This is a genomic window from Nocardioides ginsengisoli (genome assembly GCF_039537225.1).
Lineage (GTDB): Bacteria > Actinomycetota > Actinomycetes > Propionibacteriales > Nocardioidaceae > Nocardioides > Nocardioides ginsengisoli.
Genome location: NZ_BAABAC010000024.1, coordinates 176433 through 195783, shown reverse-complemented (window position 1 = coordinate 195783; position 19351 = coordinate 176433). Strand labels below are relative to the sequence as shown.

The following is a 19351-nucleotide window of genomic DNA, read 5'->3' as shown; positions in this document are numbered from 1 at the left end:
GCCGCCGTCGGCTACGCCGTCCTGGCCCTCGGCGGCGACCAGGCAGACCCCGACACCGGCACCCTGCGCGGCGAGGACCCGGCCGACCCGGTGCAGCCCTTCGACGTCCCGCCCGCGCCGGTCGTCACCAAGTCCGGCAAGGGCACCCGCTGGACCTTCCGCTGGGCGCTGGAGGAGCCGCGCGAGGGCGACGAGTTCAAGGTCGAGCTCAGCGGTGACGGCGTCACCCAGGCCGCGCCGGAGTACACCACGGCCACCAGCAAGACCCTCACCGTCGCGCCCGCCGACACGGTCTGCGTCCAGGTGTCCGTCTCCCGCAAGGGCAGCCCACCGTCGGCGGCCTCCCGGCAGGTCTGCGTGGTGGGCCAGTGACCGCCCGCAGATGGCGTCGTACGGCGTCCGCCGCCGCGCTCGCGCTCGTCCTCGGCACGCTCGTGGTGCTGGCCGTGCGCAATCCTGGCAAGCCGTTCACCGAGGTCGAGCTCAACGACGGCGGCGTGTGGGTGACCAACACCGACAAGGGCCTGGTCGCGCGGCTCAACCCGCAGATCAAGGAGCTCGACCTCGGCGTCGACGCCGCCAGCCCGGCCTTCGACATCTTCCAGCGCGCCACCAGCCTGTTCGTCGACGACGACTCCACCGAGCGCGCGGTCAAGGCGGTCGACATCCCGCGCGCCGCCGTCCAGGAGCCGACCGACCTGCCCACCGGCGCGGTCGTCGCCCACGGCGGCCACACCTTCGCCGCGGTCGACCCGACGACCGGCAAGGCGTGGGTGCGGCCCGAGAGCCGGCTCGCGGGCTTCTCGGCCAAGACCACCCGGCCCGACACCACCGGCGCGCTGTCGGCCGCGGTCGGCACCGACGGTCGGGCCTACGTGCTCCACCGTGACGGCACGGTCACGCCGTACACGATCGGCGCCGACGGCGACCCGGCCGCCGGTGACGAGATCGACCTCGGCGGCGAGGTCGGCACCGACCCGACCAAGGTGCGGCTCAGCGTCGTGGGCGACACGCCCGTGCTGTTCGACCTGACGTCCCTCGAGGTCCGGCGCCCGGGCGCCGACCCGGTGGTCGTCGAGACGCCCGACCCGACGATGGTCGAGCTGCAGCAGCCCTCCGACGACACGGGCGAGGTCTACCTCGCGACGATGTCCGGTCTCTTCCACACCCCGCTCACGGGCGGCGGGCTCGAGCAGGTCGAGCACGGCACGGTGTCCGGCCGCCCGGCGGCGCCGGTCGTGATGACCGGCACCGACTGCGTCTACGCCGCCTGGGCCGACCCGGCGTCGCCCCACAACTACCTGCGCGACTGCGCCGACGACAGCCTCGACGACGGCTCGCCCATCCCCGGCATGCAGGACGGCGCCCACCTGCAGTTCCGGGTCAACCGCGAGGTCGTCGCGCTCAACGACACCGCCACCGGTGACAGCTGGCTGGTCCAGGACCCGGGCAAGGCCAAGATCGACAACTGGCCGGCGGTCGACCCCAACAACAAGAACCGGTCGAAGCTGAAGAAGACGACCGAGGAGGTCCCCGACCAGGAGAACCGGCCGCCCGAGCCCGAGGACGACGACCTCGGCGCCCGTCCCGGCCGCACGACCGTGCTGCCCGTGGTCGCGCTCAACGACCACGACCCCGACGGCGACATCGTCAGCATCACCCGGGCCCAGCACATGGGCGGTCCCGACCTCGAGATGCGCGTCGTCGGCGGGGGCACCCAGCTGCAGGTCGCGGTGCCGGCCGACGTCCGCGGCACGTCCGTCTTCCGCTACTACGTCTCCGACGGCAAGGTCAACGAGGAGCCCTACGCCACCGTCCGGATCAAGATCCGCGAGGACACCCAGCACGCCAAGCCGCTGCTGATGCCCCACCGCGAGCCGCGGCTGAGCGTCGCCCGTGGCAAGACGTCGAGCTACTACCTGCTCGCCGACTACTACGACCCCGACGGCGACGACCTCACCCTCACCTCCGCGACCGCGCGCGGCGGCGAGGTCGAGTACCGCCCCGACGGCACGATCACGTTCACCGACGACGGCAGCGGCGCCAAGGTGTCGGAGATCCAGTACACAGTCGAGGACGGCTTCGACACGATCGAGGGCAAGCTGCCGGTCCAGGTGCTCGGCGACACCGCGCCGCCGGAGCTGATCCCCGACCTGGCGTCGGGCGTGGCCGGCACGAGCGTCGTCGTCCAGCCGCTCATCAACGACCGCAACCCCGAGGGCACCGACCTCACCCTCAAGGGCGTGCGGGTGATCGGCGACGACGCCGGCACCTCGATCTCCCAGGACTTCGAGTCCGGCACGTTCACCTTCTCCGCGCAGAAGGCGCGCAGCTACTACCTGCAGTACTCCGCCTACAACTCCTCGGCGACCAAGACGTCGTTCATCCGGCTCGACATCGAGTCGCCGCCCAAGGACAACCGGCCGCCGATCGCGGTGCGCGACAAGGCGGTGATCACGCCCGGCGGCACCGCCCAGGTCGACCTGCTGCTCAACGACCTCGACCCCGACAACGACGTCCTGGCGGTCAAGCGGATCGGCCGCCCGTCGATCCCGGGTGTGAAGGTCTCGGTGGTCGACAAGCGGCTGGCCGTGGTCAGCTCGGCGACCGACATCACCGGCCCCGGCGCCACCGTCGAGTACGTCGTCTCCGACGGCCGCAGTTCGACGACCGGGCAGCTGGTGATCAGCCAGCGCCAGGCCACCCAGGTCAATCGGCACCCGGTCGCCAACAAGGACCAGGTCACCGTCCGCGCCGGCTCGGTCACCACGGTGCCGGTGCTGGCCAACGACTCCGACCCCGACGGCGGCAAGCCGCGGCTGTTCCAGTCCGACCTCATCAACGAGCAGAAGCTCGACGTCTGGGTGGCGGGCGACGCGCTGCGGCTGAAGGCGCCCGACAAACCCGGCACCTACTCGGTGATCTACGGCGTCCGCGACGCCGAGGGCCTCAAGGCCACCGCCGAGGTCAGCATCTACGTGGTCGCCGACTCGGCCAAGAACAACCACGCGCCGCTGCCCCAGCCGATCATCGACCGGGTCATCGCCGGCCGCCCGAAGGTGATCTCGGTCGACCTGGTGGGCGCCGACCCCGACGGCGACTCGGTCACCTTCCGCAGCATCCGCACCGCGCCGTCGCTGGGCCGGATCCTCGACACCGGCGTCGACTGGATCCGCTACGAGGCGTTCGACGACAAGGCCGGCACCGACTTCTTCCAGATCCTCGTCCAGGACAAGTACGGCGCGACGGGCGTCGCGGAGGTCCGGGTCGGCGTCGTGCCCGAGGAGGCGCAGAACCAGCCGCCGGTGGCGCTCGACGACAACGTGCTCGTCCAGCCCGACCGGACGATCTCCTACAACGTGCTGACCAATGACGTCGACCCCGACGACGACCCGCTGCGGATCACCGACGTCAACAGCAGCACGAAGCCGCAGCCGAAGCACCACAACGGCTTCATCGAGGTCCGCGTCGGCGACGCGCCCGACAACGGCGCCGCCGCGACCAATGTCGGCTACACGATCGAGGACGCCGCCGGCGCCCAGGACCACGCCGTCCTCAAGGTCTCGGCGAGCAAGGCGGCGCCCTTCTATGCGCCGATCGCGCGCGACGACGTCGCCGACCTGAGCGACATCATCGGCCGCGACCCGGGCTCGTGGGTCGAGATCCCGGTGCTCGACAACGACCTCGACTTCGACGGCGCCAAGGCCGACCTGCGGGTGAAGGGCTGCAACGCCGGCACCAGCGGCGAGTGCGAGGTCGTCGGCGGTGACACCAAGGTCCGGGTCAAGCTGAAGCGCCAGGACCAGGTGGTGCTCTACCGCCTCGACGACGCCGACCCCGAGTCGACCGACACCTTCGGCGTCATCTACGTCACCGGCACCGACAACGTCCCGCCGCAGCTGACCACCGACAAGGACCGGATCCCGGTCAAGGCGGTCGCCGGCCAGCGGGTCACCTTCGACCTCAAGGACCTGGTCGTCACCCGGGCCGGCCGCGAGCCGCGGATCGTCCCCGACACGCTGCCGACCGCCGTCAACGGCGCGGTCACGCCGGTCGAGGGCCAGCCGACGACGCTGGCGTTCACGCCGGCGCGGGGCGTGGTGGGCCCGGCGTCCGTGACCCTCGCCGTCTCCGACGGCCGGACGGCGGCCGAGGACTCCGCGCTGCAGTCGCTGCTCACCATCCCGATCGACGTCAAGCCGGCCGGCAACGTCGCGCCGCGGATGCGCGACGCCGCGGTCGACGTCAGCGTCGACGGCGACGCGGCCGAGGTCGACCTGGCCGGCCTGACCCGCGACGCCAACGAGCACGACATCGACAACATGACCTACACGGTGAAGTCCGCCGAGGCCGGCCTCACCGCGAGCGTCGACGCCGAGAGCGGCATCTTGTCGGTCGAGGCCGGCGGCGGCGCCAAGAACGGCGACACCCTCGGTGTGGTGGTCGTGGCCGACGACGGCCACGGCGGCACCGACGAGGCCACCATCACCGCCCACGTCGTCGACAGCGACCGGCCGCTGCTGCAGATCGGCTTGATCAGCGTCACCGGCAGCAAGGACGAGGCCCGCTCGGTCGACCTCGCCGACTATGCCGTCAACCCCTACCCGGGCGAGCCGATCAAGGCCAGCGACCCGCGGATCGAGGGCAGCGGCCACCTCGCCGACCTCAAGGCCGACGGCTCCAGCGTCTCCTTCCGGCCCACCGCGTCGGGCACGTCGACGATCAAGGTCACCGTCGCCGACGCCTCCGGCGACCGGGCGCGCAATGTCACCGCGCGGATCAGCGTGGTCGTGGTCGACGTCCCCGAGGCGCCCGACCGGCCCACGCTGTCGTCGGTCGAGGCCTCCTCGGCGGTGCTCTCGTGGCGCGAGCCCGAGGCCAACGGCGCGCCGATCGAGGAGTACGAGGTCAGCGGCTCCCACGGGTTCAAGCAGAGCTGCGCGGCGACCACCTGCCGGCTCGACGACCTGACGCCGGGCGAGGCCTACACGTTCACCGTGCGGGCCCGGAACTCCGTCGGCTGGAGCGACGCCAGCCCGGCGTCGGAGCAGATCACGCCCAACAAGGCGCCCGACCTGATGACCCCGCCGACGATCGTGGTCGAGTCCAAGCCGACCGGCAGCCGGATGGACCGGCAGCTGACCGTGCGCTGGACGCCGCCCACCAACGAGGGCTCGGCCATCACGTCGTACGAGATCAAGGAGGCCGGCAGCGGCCGCACCTGGGTGGCCGGGGGCAGCGAGACCTCGAAGATCATCTCGGGTCTGACCAACGGGACGCCGTATGCCTTCGAGATCCGGGCGGTCAACGAGGTCGAGCCGCGCCGCGAGTTCTCGGGCGCCTCGAAGGCGGTGTCGCCGTTCGGCGTGCCGCTGCGCTCGGGCGCTCCGCCGCAGCTGACCGCGAGCGAGGCGAGCGCCTACACCGACGACCCGTGGATCCGGATCGACTGGGCGCGCTGGTCGGAGTCGCAGAGCAACGGCAACCCGGTGTCGAGCTACACGATCACCTGCTCGGGCTGCAACCGGTCGAGCTATGTCGTCGACGGCTCGTCGTCGTCCAAGACGTTCGACGTCAGCGACGGCATCCGCAAGGGCCAGACCTTCACCTTCACCGTGGCCGCGACCAATGACGCCGGCACCAGCGACAAGAGCCCGAGCGTGTCGGGCCGGCCGTGGACCAAGGCCGGGCCGGTCCGCAACCTGCACGAGGTGGGCGACTCGCCGGCCGACAAGACCGCCGTCCTGGCGTGGGATCCGCCGGCCGACGACGGCGGCCTGCCGATCCGCTACTACGTCGTGCAGTTCGGCTCCGGCGGCTCGGCGACGGTCAACTCCGCGCCGGGTGGCGGCGGCACGGCGATCACCTTCCCCGACAACGGCACCTACTCGGTGCAGGTCTGGGCGGTGACCTTCAACGGCGACCGCATGGTCGAGGGCCAGAGCGACTCGGTCAGCGGCATCGACGTCTGGGGCAAGCCGTTCGCGCCGACCCTGGCGTCGTCGGAGACGAGCACCAACCCCTACCAGGTCGCGCTGCGCTTCCAGGCGGGCGGACGCAACGGGCCCAAGAGCGTCACCGGCATGCAGTACGCCGACAGCGCCGGCGGCCCGTGGACCGACGGCACTTACTCCACCTCCGACGTTCCCGAGGGCGGCTCCAGCAAGGTCGTCTGGGTGCGCACCGTCTCCTCGGCCACCGGCGACCGGCAGTACAGCGACCCGATCTCGTTCACCGGCTACTCGCGCGCCAAGACGCTGAGCGTGAAGTTCACCGGCTGCGTCGTGTCCTGCCGGGTCGACGTGTCCGGCGACGGCTACGTCAACGAGGCGCGCCAGGTCACGACCCAGCTGAGCGGCACCCTGGCGCCGACGGCCAACTCGACCTGCGACTTCAACCAGACCGTCACCGGCTCCTTCGGGAACAACTGGTACGCAGGCGGCAACGACTGCCGGCTCTCGGGCAGCGGCACCGTCACGATCACCACCAGTGGCGTCACCGCCTCCGACACGCGTTAGCACGAAAGGACATCCATGTCGCTCACCACCGAACAGACCGAGTGGTTCTCGCAGACCTTCGCCCAGCTCGTCGGCAACGTCGAGCAGGCGATCGTCGGCAAGACCGAGGTCGTCCGGCTCGCGTTCGTGACGCTGCTCGCCGAGGGACACCTGCTGCTCGAGGACTACCCGGGCACGGGCAAGACCTCGCTGGCCCGGGCGATCGCGCAGACCATCCAGGGCGACCACCACCGGATCCAGTTCACGCCCGACCTGCTGCCGAGCGACGTGACCGGCGTGACGATCTTCGACCAGCGCACCCAGGAGTTCGAGTTCCACCGCGGGCCGATCTTCTCCAATGTCGTGCTCGCCGACGAGATCAACCGGGCCTCGCCCAAGACCCAGTCGGCGCTGCTCGAGGTGATGGAGGAGTCGCAGGTCACCGTCGACGGCGTCACCCACCAGGTCGGCCAGCCGTTCATGGTGATCGCGACCCAGAACCCGATCGAGCAGGCCGGCACCTACCGGCTGCCCGAGGCCCAGCTCGACCGCTTCCTGGTGAAGATCTCGCTCGGCTACCCCGACCACGAGAGCACCGTCCAGATCCTCACCAACGCCCCGAAGGGCAAGGCGGCCACGGTGCTGCGCCCGATCATCAGCGGCGACAACGTGCTGCACCTGATCGGCCTGGCCCAGCAGGTCCACGTCGAGTCGGCGGTCTACGAGTACGTCTCCAGCATCACCGAGGCCACCCGCGAGGCGCCCGAGGTGGTGCTCGGCACCAGCGTCCGGGCCGGTCTGGCGCTGGTCCGCGCGGCCCGCGCGCTGGCGCTGTCCTACGGCCGCAGCTATGTCGTCCCCGACGACGTCAAGGCGCTCGCCGTCCCCGTGCTCGCGCACCGGATGGTCCTCGACCCCGAGGAGGACTTCCGCGGCACCACGACCGAGGACGTCGTGCGCCGGGTCCTCGAGCGGGTGTCGGTGCCGCTGGAGCCTGTTGGTCGATGAGTCCCCGCTCCTGGGTGGCCGGCGCCCGCCGTACGCTCACCGACCTGTCCCGGCGCCGCCTGGCGCTGGCCGGCGCGCTGCGCGACGACCTCGCGCGGCGCACCCGACGGGTCCGGACGGCGTTCCGGCCCGTCGCCGAGACGGTCACGCCCGCCGGCTGGACGGTCGGCGTGCTCGCCGTCGTCCTGCTGGTGGCGGGGCCGGTGCTGCACTGGCGTGAGCTGATCGGCGGCGGTGTCTTCCTGGGTCTGGTGCTGCTGCTCGCGGTGCTCTTCGTGATCGGCCGGCAGCCGTTGGCGGCGCGGCTCGACCTGGCCCGCGAGCGGGTGATCGTGGGGGAGCGGGCCAACGGCTACCTCACGCTCACCAACCCGAGCGGACGGCGGTCGCGGCCGCTGGTCGTGGAGTTCCCGGTCGGCGCCGGACGGGCGGCCTTCGAGCTGCCCGCGCTCGCGCCGGGGGCGCTGCACGAGGAGCTGTTCGCGATCCCGACCGCCCACCGCGCGGTCCTCGACGTCGGGCCGGTCACCGCGGTGCGCGCCGACCCGCTGGGCCTGCTGCGCCGCGAGCGCCACCTCAGCGAGATGGACACCCTCTACGTGCACCCCAAGACGCTGCGCGTCGACGGCTCCGCGGCCGGCCTGGTCCGCGACCTGGAGGGCCGCACGGTGCCGAAGGTGTCCGACAACGATGTCTCCTTCCACGCGCTGCGCGGCTACGTCCCGGGCGACGACCGGCGCCACATCCACTGGAAGTCGAGCGCCAAGACCGGGACGCTCATGGTCCGCCAGTTCGAGGAGACCCGGCGCTCCCACCTGCTCACCATGGTCAGCTCGCGGCTCGAGGACTACGCCAGCGACGACGAGTTCGAGCTGGCCATCTCGGTCGCCGGCTCGCTCGGCACCCAGGCGCTCGCCGACGGCCAGCAGCTCAGCGCCGCGTCGTCCCACGCGTCGCTGCCGGCGGGCGGGGCGCAGCGCTTCCTCGACGGCTTGTCCGGGCTGACCTACGACTGGCAGGCGCGCCGGCTGGTCGACGTCACCCGCAGCCTCGGCAACGACGAGCTCGCCGCGAGCGTGATCGTGCTGTGCGTCGGATCCGGCGTCACGATCACCGAGCTGCGCCGGGCCCGGCAGTACCTCCCCGTCGACACCCGCGTCATCGCGGTGCGCTGCGTGATCGGCCAGGAGCCGTCGGTGCGCTGGCTGGGCGACCTCGGCGTCGCGACGATCGGCCGGCTCGAGGAGCTCGGCGTCGCCGTACGGCGGGTGGCGGCATGAGCCAGAGCATGAGCAACCCGGTGCTCGTCGTACCGCACCGGGGGCGGGGACGCCGGGATCTTCCGGCGTGGTGGCTCGCGCTCGTCGACGCGGTCCTGCTCGTGGGGCTCGGCGTGCTGTGCGCGTGGCCGCTGCGCGAGGCCTACAGCGGCAGCCGTTGGCTGGTCGCGGTCGTCGTCGGGCTGGTGCTCGGCGTGACGATCGCGTGGCTGGGCGCGCGCTGGCGCTGGGGCCCCTGGACGACGGCCCTGGCCGCGGCCGCCGCCTATCTGCTGGTGGGCTCGGCGGTCGCCGTACCGGACCGGGCGGCGGGGGGCGTCGTCCCGACCGCCGACTCGCTGCACGATCTCGCGGTCGGGCTGGTGCGCGCGTGGCGCGAGGCGCTGACGCTGCCGGTGCCGCTCGGCGAGAGCGGCGTGGTGCTGATCGTGCCGCTGGTGACCGGGCTGGTCGGCGGGCTGGTGGCCGCGCTCTGGCTGTGGCGGTCGCGGTGGCCGGGCCTCGCCGGGCCGGTCCTCGGGCTGGTCCTGGCGCTCGCGGCGTCCTTCGGCGACGTGTCCGCGCAGGCCGCGCTGACCCGTGGCCTCGTGGTCGCCGCGGTCGGCGTGATCTGGCTGCGCTGGCGCTCGATGCTGCACCTGCGGGCGCGCTGGGGACGCCGGATCCTGGCGACTCTCGTGGTCGTCGGCGTGGCCGGCGGCGCGGCGACCGGTCTCGGCTCGCTCGGCGACGCCGGCGCCCACCGGACCGTGCTGCGCGACCACGTCGACCCGCCGTTCGACCCCCACGACTACCCGAGCCCGCTGGCGAAGTTCCGCGCGTACAAGAAGGAGCCGCTGCGCACCGAGGACACGCTCTTCACCGTCGACGGGCTCGAGAGCGGCACGCTGGTGCGGTTCGCGGTGATGGACACCTACGACGGCATCGTCTGGAACGTCTCCGGCGGCCCCGGCTCGGCGCACGACTCCGGCACCTTCCGGCGGCTGCGCAACGACCCCGACGCCAACGCCAAGGCGTCGGTGCGGGGCGAGATCACGATCGGGTCCTACACGGGCGTGTGGGTGCCGAGCGTCGGCGAGACGCTGTCGATGACGCCGCTCACCGACGGCCACGTCGACAGCGACGCGGCGTCCGAGCTGGTGATCAACCCCGAGACCGGCACCGTCGCCCAGGTGGGCGGCGTCAAGCCCGGCACCACCTTCGAGATCGAGGCCGACGTCCCGACGCCGCTGGTCGACGAGGAGATCTCCAGCCTCGAGGCCGAGGCCGGCGTCTCGTTGCCACCGCCCGCGATCGTGCCGGAGGAGCTGGTCGACCGCGTCCAGCGCTGGCAGACCGACGACGGCTACGGCGGCGGCACGGGCGGGGCGCTCGCCCAGTTCCTGCGCGACGCCTTCCGCGAGCACGGCTTCTACTCCGACGGCATCGACGACGACGTCCCCGCCGGCCACGGCGCGAGCCGGCTGGCGATGCTCACCAAGACCACGACCCCCGTCGGTGACGCCGAGCAGTACGCGGCCGCGATGGGCGTCATCGGCCAGCGCCTCGGCCTGCCGATCCGCGTCGTCGTCGGTTTCAAGGTCCCGCCGGGCGGGGGAGACGTCCGCGGCGAGAACGTCACCGCCTGGACCGAGGTCAAGCTCAAGGGCGTCGGCTGGGTGCCCTTCGAGCCGACGCCGCCCGAGGACCAGAAGCTGCGCCGGCCCAACGACGACCCGGAGGAGAAGCCGCAGCCGCAGGTCCTCCAGCCGCCGCGCGTGCCCGGCGAGCCGAAGGAGGCGAGCGACAACCTGCAGCAGGGCGACGGGCAGCGCAAGGAGCTCGACATCCTCGAGGTGCTCGGGACCATTCTCGGGATCGCCTTCGACATCGCGAAGGTCGTCCTCCTGCTCTCGCCGCTGTGGGGCGTGCTGCTGTTCAAGCGGCTCCGCCGGCGCCGCCGCCGGCGCGCCGACGACGCCACCACCCGCCTCACCGGCGCCTGGCACGAGCTCGCCGACCGGATGCGCGACCTCGGCGTCCGCCCCGTCCCCGGCGCGACCCGGCGCGAAAGTGCATACGCCGCGGCCGACCGGTACGACGCCGTACCGGTGGTGACGCTCGCCCACACCGCCGACCGCCACGTCTACGGCGCCGACGAGCCGACCCTCGACGAGGCCCAGGCCTACTGGGCCGACGTCGACACCGCGCTGCGCCGGATCCGCAAGGCCACCCCCTGGTGGCGCCGGGTCGCGGCCCGCTTCTCGCTCGCCTCGGTGCCGTGGCGGCCGGCCGTCGAACGGCTGCGCACCTGGGCCGCCGGCGCCGCGCAGCGGATCGCGGTGCGGGTCAGGCGCCGGGTCGCTGGTATTTTCCGCCGCAGGTAGTCAGCAGGTCGTCAGCAGGTCGGGTTCTCTCGGGGGTGGGTATGAAGGTTCGTCGTTGGCTGGGCGCGGGCGCCGCGCTGGTCGTCGGAGCAGCGCTGGTGGTGCAGCCGAGCGGGGCGGAGGCGTCGGCCTTCGCAGCCTCGGTCACCGCATCCGACACGGTCACCGCGTCGGGCGATCCGTCGTGCCCCAACACGGTCTCGATGAGCGGCCCGCGCCCCGGCACCGTGTCCTTCCCGATCGACGGCGTCACCCGTGACTACCGCCTCGACCGCACCGGCACCGCCGGCAGCAGCAGCGTGCACACGACCGCGGCGGTGCGCGGCAGTGTCGCCACCAACCCGTGGGGAACCACTCGCGTCGCCGCGCGGATCGGCGCCTCCGCGTCCGCTCGCCCCGCCGCCGCGACCGTCTGCTCGGCCTCGGCGACGAGCACCGGCAGCCTCTCGGTCCGGATCGCCGCTCCGCGCCGCTCGTGGCTCGTCGTACGGACCTCCGGCAAGCTGGCCGGCGCCGACTCCGCCATCGGGCTCGAGTCCGACAATGGCGCCGTCGTCCTGCCCCTCGACCTGGGCCGCTCGCTCACCCGCCTGGTGCCCGAGAGCACCTACACCCTGGTCGCCGGCGTCACCGCGAGCGTGACCGTGCCCGCCCACTCGACCACGGCGCGCGGCGAGCAGGGCTCGTTCGACGCCTCGCTCGCCCTCTATCCGATCGGCACCCTCCGCAAGCAGACCGGCACCGGCAAGGCGTTCCTCAAGGCCGGCAACCGCGACTGCGCCCGCAAGCGCGTCGACCTCACCCTCTCCGCCCGCGCCCACAAGAAGGCCCGCCGGATCACCCTCACCCTCAACGGCAAGCAGGTGAAGGTCCTCACCGGCCGCTCGCTGCAGCGCGCCGTCGTCCGGGTCAAGCGGATCCCGGCCACGTCGGGCGGTGTGGTCGGCGCGACCGTCGTCCTCAAGTCCGGCGCGGTGCGGAGGATGAAGGCCAGCTCCTGGCCCTGCGCCTGAGCAACGACCCGCGGCCCCGTCGCCCGTTGACAGGTGACAGACCTGTCAACAAGCATGACCACCGGTCGTGACGCCGGTCACGCGGACATGGGGAGGTCGGGATGGTCGCTCGCGCGCGCTCCGGAGGGCTGCTCGCCCTCGCGCTGGCACTGGTGGCGGTGCTCGCCACCCTCACACCGGGCGCGGCGGCGCCCGCGCTGGCAGCGCCCGCTCCGGCAGCGCCCGACCCCTTCTTCGCCTACACCGGCGCCAAGCCGCTCGCGGACTACGCGCCCGGCGCCGTCCTCAAGACCCGCGCGCTGCCATACACGCTCGCCGGTCTCCCGCTCCCGCTCCGGGTCGTCCAGGTCGTCTTCCGCACCACCGACCAGCGCGGCCGCGCGGTCGCGGGCGTGACGTCGATCGTCAAGCCCCTCGCCGGTACGACGAAGCGCGTCATCTCCTACCAGTCCTTCTACGACTCCCTCGACCCCGAGCACGGCCCGTCCCGCGCGATCGCCGGCAGCCGCGAGTCCGGTGCGATGGCGGCGCACGTCGAGACCGTGCTGATGTCGACCTTCCTGCTCCAGGGCTACGCGATCCTGATGCCCGACACCGAGGGCCCGACGGCCGACTTCGCGGCGGGCCCGGAGTACGGCCAGGTGACACTCGACGGGATCCGCGCGGCGCTCGCCGCGCCCGGCACCGGCATCGCGAGCACCGCGAAGGTCGGGCTCATCGGCTACTCGGGCGGGGCGATCGCGACCAACTGGGCGTCGGTGCTGGCGCCGTCGTACGCGCCCGACGTCAACCGCCGCCTGGTCGGGGCCGCCGAGGGCGGGGTGCTGGTGCGGCCCGCCGCCAACCTCGGGTACGTCGACGGCAGCCGGGTCTGGGCCGGCGTGATGCCGATGGCGGTGGTCGGGGTCTCCCGCGGGTTCGGCATCGACCTCACCCCGTACCTCAGCGACAACGGCCGCCAGGTCTACGACGAGCTGCAGAAGGCGCCGATCCTCGACGTCCTCGGCCACTACCCGGGCCTGACCTGGAAGCGGCTCACCAAGCCGGCGTACGCCGATCCCGCGCGCATCCCCGCCTTCGTCACGACCGTCAACCAGCTCAACCTCGGCACCCGCCCGACGCCGACCGTGCCGATGTTCATCGGCCAGGGCACCGGCGGCGAGCTGGAGGGCACCCGGGCGAGCGCCGCCCTCGGCAAGGGCGACGGGGTGATGATCGCCGGCGACGTCCGCTCGCTCGCCCGGCAGTACTGCGCGGCCGGCCTCCCCGTGGTCCACCACGAGTACCCGCTCAGTCACTTCACGTCCGTCCCGTTCTGGCTGCCCGAGGCGATCGCCTGGCTCAGCGCCCGATTCGCAGGCAGGGCCGCGCCGAGCAACTGCGCCTCGATCGCGCCGGGCAACCCGCTCACGCCGCTGCGTGCAGCGGGCTAGACCGGTGCTGTGATCTGTGTCCCGCGGCCGGCTCGGTGCTTGCCGCGGGCGCGCTCGATGGAGATACTCGTTCAAAATTAGAACGTGTTCTACATGGGGTGAACGACGTGTACGACTTCGCCGGCGACCACGCCGACCACGCCGACCACGGCGAGAGGGAGAGCAGCGGGCCGCACCGCGCGCTCCTGCTGCTCGAGCTGCCGCGCTGGACCATGGAGTACGGCGCCTCGCGCCTGCTCGACCTGGCCCATGCGGTGACGCCCACCGACCCCGACCTCGGCCAGGGGCGCCCGGTGCTCGTGCTGCCCGGCTTCTCCGCGCACGACAAGCTGACCGGTCGGCTCCGCGGGCACCTCGGCCGGCGCGGGTGGGACGTCCACGGCTGGAACCTCGGCAGCAACCACGGCCTCACCGAGAAGATCGTCGAGGGCCTGCCGCGCCGCTTCGCCGAGATCGCGGATCGGTACGACGAGCCGGTCAGCGTGGTCGGCTGGAGCTTCGGCGGCCTGCTCGCCCGCTGGCTCGCCCACGAGCACCCCGACCGGGTCCGCCAGGTCGTCTGCCTCGGCTCGCCGTGGCGCGCCGAGGGGGAGCGGACCCGCGCCACCGGCCTGTTCGAGAAGTCCCGCGAGAAGCACGGCATCGTCGCCAACGCCCGTGAGATCGTCGACCTACTCCGCGGCCCGGTCCCCGTCCCGCTCACCGCGGTCTGGTCGAAGACCGACGGGATCGTGCCGTGGCAGGGCTGCACCGTCGACGAGCGGCAGGACCCGCCGGCCGAGAACATCGAGGTCGTCAGCAGCCACGTCGGCATGGTCGCCAGCCCGCTGGTCCTCTCGGTCGTCGTCGACCGGCTCCGGCAGGACCCCGCCGACTGGCGGCCGTTCGCGTGGCGCACGCTCGTCCCCGGGATCGCGTCGTGAGCGCGCTCGAGGGCCGCGACCCGGCGTACGTCGCCGCGGCGCTGCCCGCGCTCAAGCTCGCGATGAGGGGCTACTTCCGCTCCCGCGTCAGCGGCATGGAGAAGGTGCCGGACGGCGGCGCGCTCATCGTCGGCAACCACTCCGGCGGCCTGACCCCGATGGACGTCCCGATCATCGCGGTCTCCTTCGCCGAGACCTTCGGGGCCGAGCGGCCGCTCTACTGCCTGGCCCACGACCTGCTCTTCACCGGCGCCGCCGGCCCGGTGCTGCGGAAGTTCGGCTTCGTCAACGCCACCCGCGAGGCGGCGCACGAGATCCTCACCGGCGGCGGCGTCACCATCGTCTTCCCCGGCGGCGACTACGACACCTTCCGGCCGACCCGCCAGGCGACCGTGGTCGACTTCAACGGCCGCACCGGTTACATCCGCACCGCGCTCCGGGCCGGCGTACCGATCGTCCCCGTCGTGTCGGTCGGCGGCCAGGAGTCGCAGCTCTTCCTCACCCGCGGCGAGTGGATCGGCAAGCGCTCCCCGCTGCGCAAGCTGATGCGGACCGACCTCTTCCCGATCGCGTTCGGCTTCCCGTTCGGCCTGTCGCCGGCACCGCTCAACCTGCCGCTGCCGACCAAGATCACCACCCAGGTGCTCGATCCCATCGACGTCGCGGCGGAGTTCGGCCCGGAGCCGGACGTCGTCGAGGTCGACCGGGTGATCCGCGGCCGGATGCAGGACGCCCTCGTCGCCCTCCAGCGCCGGCGCCGGCTGCCGGTCCTCGGGTGAGCGCGGTGCTCGCCCGGTTGCGGACCCAGCTCTGGGTCCTCAGGATGCTCCTCACCAGCCGGATGCTGGTGCCGATGAGCCCGGCCAAGTACGTCCGCCTGATCGGGATCCTGCGCCGCCAGGGCACGAACGCCACGTCCAGCTTCGCCCTCGCCGCCGTACGACGACCCCACGGCGCGGCCCTCGTCGACGAGCGCGGCACGCTCACCTGGCAGGACCTGCAGGACCGCTCGGCCGCCCTCGCCGCCGGCCTGATCGACGTCACCGGCGGCCCGGTCGAGACCGTCGCGATCCTGTGCCGCAACCACCGCGGCTTCGTCGACGCGCTCATCGCCAGCTCCCGCCTCGGCGCGAGCGCGCTGCTGCTCAACACCGGCTTCTCCGGTCCGCAGCTCGCCGACGTGATGGAGCGCGAGGGCGCCCGGGTGATCCTGTACGACGAGGAGTTCGCCGGGGTCGTCGCCGACGCCCGCGCCCGCGTCGACGGGCTGGTCGAGGTCCTCGGCTGGACCGACGCCCCGGCCACCGAGACGAGCCCGCTCAGCATCGACGGCCTCATCGCCGCCCACGCCGGCCAGGCGCCGCCCCGGCCGGCGAGCCGCGGCCGGGTCGTGCTGCTCACCTCCGGCACCACTGGCACCCCGAAGGGCGCCCGCCGCAGCGGGGGAGGCGCCGACGAGCTCGCCGGGATGCTGGAGAAGATCCCGTGGCGCGGCGAGGAGACCGTCGTCGTCGCGGCGCCGATGTTCCACGCGTGGGGCTTCGGCCAGCTGGTGATCGCGGCGACGATGACCTGCACCGTCGTCACCCGTCGCCGGTTCGACCCCGAGGCGACGCTGACGCTGGTCGACGAGCACCGCGCGAGCGGGCTGAGCGTCGTCCCCGTCATGCTCGAGCGGATCATGGACCTCCCGGTGGCCACGCTCGACCGCCACCCGATGCGCAGCCTGCGCTTCGTCTCCGCCAGCGGGTCGCGGATGCGGCCGCAGTCGGTCCTCGCGTTCATGGACCGCTACGGCGACCTGGTCCACAACAGCTACAACGCCACCGAGGCCGGCCAGATCAGCGTCGCGCAGCCGGCCGACCTGCGGCACGCCCCCGACACGGCCGGCAGGCCCGTCCGGGGCACCCTGCTCCGCGTCGTCGACGACGGCGGCCGCGACGTCGGGCCGGGCGTCGTCGGCCGGATCCTGGTCCGTGGCGCCTCGCCGTTCGACGGCTACACGGCGGGCGCGTCGAAGGAGTTCATCGACGGCTACATGGTCAGCGGCGACGTCGGCCGGCTCGACGCCGAGGGCCGCCTCTATGTCGTGGGCCGCGACGACGACATGATCGTCTCCGGCGGCGAGAACGTGTATCCGATCGAGGTCGAGAAGGTCATCGGCGCCCACCCCGCCGTCCGCGAGGTCGTGGTGGTCGGCGTCGACGACGAGGCGTTCGGCCAGCGGCTCGCGGCGTACGTCGCGCTGACGCCCGGCGCCGCGGCCTCCTCCGACGACCTCAAGGCGCACGTCAAGGCGCAGCTGGCGGGCTACAAGGTGCCGCGGGAGGTCGTCGTCCTCGACGCCCTCCCGCGCAACGCCTCGGGCAAGATCATGGTCCGCGAGCTGCCGGAGGCGGCGTCGTGACCCGGCCGGCGATCGAGCGGATGGCCGGCATCGACGCCGGCTTCCTCTACATGGAGACCCCGTCGGTCCACATGCACACGCTCAAGATCGCGATCCTGGAGGCCGACGACGCCCTGTCGTACGACGCCTTCGTGGCCGGGATGCTCTCCCGTCTCAAGCGGCTGCCGCCACTGCGCCGGCGCGTGGTCGAGGTGCCCTTCGGGCTCAACCACCCGGTGTGGGTGACCCAGCCGCGGATCGACGTCCCGTACCACATCCGTCGGCACCGGATCGGCGGCCCCAGCGGCACCGGCGGCATGCGCGAGCTGGAGCAGCTCATCGGCATGATCGCCAGCACGCCGCTGCACCGCGACCGCCCGCTCTGGGAGCTGCACTACTGCGAGGGCCTCGACGGCGGCCGGGTCGCCGTCGTCGGCAAGATGCACCACGCCCTCGCCGACGGCGCCGCGGCCAACGCGCTCCTCGCCAACGTCACCGACGTCCGGTCGGCGGCGACGCCGGAGCCGGTGCAGGAGGAGTATGCCTCGACCGAGCGGCTGCCCAGCCGGATCCAGCTGCTGCGCCACGCCTGGGCCGACGCCGCCGCGCAGATCGGCACCCTGCCCGGGCTGTTGCTGCGCACGATCCTCGGCATCGTCGGCGTCCTGAAGGAGCGGCGCGCCGGTGCGAGGTCGCCGGTGCCGGTGCTGCACGCGCCGCGCGTCTCGTTCAACGGCGCGCTGACGCCGCTGCGGTCGTTCGCGACGGTGACCCTGCCGCTCGGCGAGCTCAAGCGGATCCGCGCGCAGCACGCCGGCGTCACCCTCAACGACATCGTGCTGGCCACCGTCTCCGGCGCGCTGCGCCGCTGGCTGGCCGACCACGACGAGCGGCCGTCGTCCTCGCTGCTGGCGGGGGTGCCGGTGAGCGCCGACGAGCGGGACGCCGTGCCGCGCCTCGGCGGCAACCGGGTCTCCAACCTGTTCACGACGCTCGCCACCGACGTCGACGACCCGGCCGAGCGGCTGCGCGTGATCGCCGAGACCACCTCGCACGCGAAGCGGATCCAGGCCCGGCTCGGCGCCTCGATCCTCGCAGACTGGTCGCAGTTCACGCCGCCACGCCCGTTCACGGCCGCCGTGCGGGCCTACTCCCGGCTGCACGCCGCCTCCTGGCACCCGGCCGCCTTCTCGGCGATCGTGTCCAACGTCCCAGGGCCGCGGGAGCCGGCCACCGTCGGCGGCGCGCGTCTCGGCGACCTGTTCAGCGTCGGGCCGCTCGTCGACGGGATCGGGCTCAACGTCACGGTCTGGTCGTACGTCGACCGGATGAACTTCTCGCTCCTCGCCTGCCCGGACCTGCTGCCCGACGTCCACGTCCTGGCGTCCTCCTTCCCGGCCGCGCTGGCCGAGCTCGACCTCGAGCCGCCTGCGGACCAGGCACCCGACCGCACCCCCCGAAGGAATCTCGCGTGACCACCCGAGTGATCAAGTCCGTCGGCCGGACCGCGGTCCGCACCGCCGTGGACGGCGTCCGGACCGGCATCCGCCGTACCCAGCGCTTCCCGGCGCTGCCGGAGCTCCCGGCCGGCCGCGTGCTCGACCTGCCCGGGCGCGGCGAGACCTTCGTCGTCGACACGGGGGAGCCGGCGCCGGGCGCGCCGACGCTGCTGCTCTTCCACGGCCTGGCCACGACGTCGTACCTGACCTGGTTCAGCACGCTCGCCGAGCTGCGCGCGACCCACCGGATCGTGATGCTCGACCAGCGCTGGCACGGGCGCGGGATCGCGTCCGAGCGGTTCTCGCTGGAGGACTGCGTCGACGACGCGGCCGCCGTCCTCGACGAGCTGGGGATCGGCTCGGTCATCGCGGTCGGCTACTCGATGGGCGGCGCGCTGGCCCAGCTGTTCTGGCGTCGCCACGGCGAGCGGACGGCGGGCCTGGTGCTCGCCTCGACCGCCGCCTGCTGGAAGGAGACCGTCGGCGACGCGATGTTCTACCCGGTCCTCGGCGCCGCCAACGCCCGCTTCCACGGGCACTACCTGGCGCGCGTGCGCGAGGTGCGGGCCGGGCTCGCCGACGACCGGCACGTGGGGGAGGAGATGTCGACCTGGGCGTGGGGCGAGTTCCGCAGCACCAGCGCCTGGGCGATGCCGGAGGTGCTCGGCGCGCTCGGCGGCTTCGACGCCCGCCCGTGGCTGGGCGAGATCGACGTCCCGACCGCGGTCGTCGTCACCGCTCGCGACCACGCCATCCCGACCGCGCGGCAGCGGGCGATGGCCGCCGCCATCCCGGACGCGACGGTGCACGAGACGCCGGGCGGGCACGCCTCGGTGGTCTTCGACGTCAACCACTGGCGACCGGTGTTCCTGGCCGCGGTCGCCGAGGTGGTGACCCGCTCCGCGTCGTACCGGACGATTCGGTCGTGAAATCGCCCGATGCGCGA

Annotated in this window: 12 protein-coding genes; all 12 read left to right on the top strand. The window is 73.0% G+C overall.

The window, feature by feature from the left end:
- Nucleotides 1–372 (top strand): hypothetical protein (locus tag AB4880_RS14165; protein ID WP_367919858.1); only part of this gene is annotated, 372 nt, incomplete at its 5' end.
- Nucleotides 369–6518 carry an Ig-like domain-containing protein gene (locus AB4880_RS14160; protein ID WP_367919857.1) on the top strand — a complete coding sequence of 2050 codons (6150 nt, stop codon included), beginning with the start codon at nucleotides 369–371 and terminating at the stop codon, nucleotides 6516–6518. The genes AB4880_RS14165 and AB4880_RS14160, both read left to right, overlap by 4 nt.
- A gap of 15 nt (nucleotides 6519–6533) precedes the next feature.
- Complete coding sequence (locus AB4880_RS14155; RefSeq protein WP_367919856.1) at nucleotides 6534–7505, top strand: AAA family ATPase; 972 nt, start codon at nucleotides 6534–6536, stop codon at nucleotides 7503–7505.
- The gene (locus AB4880_RS14150; RefSeq protein ID WP_367919855.1) at nucleotides 7502–8785 is read left to right on the top strand and encodes a DUF58 domain-containing protein; all 1284 of its coding nucleotides are present in this window, start codon (nucleotides 7502–7504) and stop codon (nucleotides 8783–8785) included. The genes AB4880_RS14155 and AB4880_RS14150 overlap by 4 nt, the downstream gene beginning before the upstream one ends.
- Nucleotides 8782–11151: a transglutaminase-like domain-containing protein gene (locus tag AB4880_RS14145; RefSeq protein WP_367919854.1), complete on the top strand. Its 2370-nt coding sequence runs from the start codon at nucleotides 8782–8784 to the stop codon at nucleotides 11149–11151. The genes AB4880_RS14150 and AB4880_RS14145 overlap by 4 nt, the downstream gene beginning before the upstream one ends.
- A gap of 41 nt (nucleotides 11152–11192) precedes the next feature.
- On the top strand, nucleotides 11193–12164 hold the full coding sequence (locus tag AB4880_RS14140) for a hypothetical protein (RefSeq protein ID WP_367919853.1): 972 nt from the start codon (nucleotides 11193–11195) through the stop codon (nucleotides 12162–12164).
- Between the two features lie 101 nt (nucleotides 12165–12265).
- Nucleotides 12266–13597 carry a lipase family protein gene (locus AB4880_RS14135; protein WP_367919852.1) on the top strand — a complete coding sequence of 444 codons (1332 nt, stop codon included), beginning with the start codon at nucleotides 12266–12268 and terminating at the stop codon, nucleotides 13595–13597.
- A gap of 98 nt (nucleotides 13598–13695) precedes the next feature.
- Nucleotides 13696–14520: an esterase/lipase family protein gene (locus AB4880_RS14130; RefSeq protein ID WP_367919851.1), complete on the top strand. Its 825-nt coding sequence runs from the start codon at nucleotides 13696–13698 to the stop codon at nucleotides 14518–14520.
- Nucleotides 14517–15299, top strand: coding sequence for a lysophospholipid acyltransferase family protein (locus AB4880_RS14125; protein WP_367919850.1), 783 nt, complete (start codon nucleotides 14517–14519; stop codon nucleotides 15297–15299). The genes AB4880_RS14130 and AB4880_RS14125 overlap by 4 nt, the downstream gene beginning before the upstream one ends.
- Nucleotides 15296–16927: an AMP-binding protein gene (locus AB4880_RS14120; RefSeq protein WP_367919849.1), complete on the top strand. Its 1632-nt coding sequence runs from the start codon at nucleotides 15296–15298 to the stop codon at nucleotides 16925–16927. The genes AB4880_RS14125 and AB4880_RS14120 overlap by 4 nt, the downstream gene beginning before the upstream one ends.
- Nucleotides 16924–18381, top strand: coding sequence for a WS/DGAT/MGAT family O-acyltransferase (locus tag AB4880_RS14115; RefSeq protein ID WP_367919848.1), 1458 nt, complete (start codon nucleotides 16924–16926; stop codon nucleotides 18379–18381). The genes AB4880_RS14120 and AB4880_RS14115 overlap by 4 nt, the downstream gene beginning before the upstream one ends.
- Nucleotides 18378–19334 (top strand): alpha/beta fold hydrolase, encoded by a 957-nt coding sequence (locus AB4880_RS14110; protein ID WP_367919847.1) that lies wholly within the window; start codon nucleotides 18378–18380, stop codon nucleotides 19332–19334. The genes AB4880_RS14115 and AB4880_RS14110 overlap by 4 nt, the downstream gene beginning before the upstream one ends.
- The last annotated feature ends 17 nt before the right edge of the window (nucleotides 19335–19351 follow it).

What these genes read in the sequence shown, in the direction of transcription:
- AB4880_RS14155 (WP_367919856.1), top strand. Translation starts at nt 6,534, where the DNA reads ATGTCGCTCACCACCGAACAGACCGAGTGGTTCTCGCAGACCTTCGCC.
- AB4880_RS14150 (WP_367919855.1), top strand. Translation starts at nt 7,502, where the DNA reads ATGAGTCCCCGCTCCTGGGTGGCCGGCGCCCGCCGTACGCTCACCGAC.
- AB4880_RS14145 (WP_367919854.1), top strand. Translation starts at nt 8,782, where the DNA reads ATGAGCCAGAGCATGAGCAACCCGGTGCTCGTCGTACCGCACCGGGGG.
- AB4880_RS14140 (WP_367919853.1), top strand. Translation starts at nt 11,193, where the DNA reads ATGAAGGTTCGTCGTTGGCTGGGCGCGGGCGCCGCGCTGGTCGTCGGA.
- AB4880_RS14135 (WP_367919852.1), top strand. Translation starts at nt 12,266, where the DNA reads ATGGTCGCTCGCGCGCGCTCCGGAGGGCTGCTCGCCCTCGCGCTGGCA.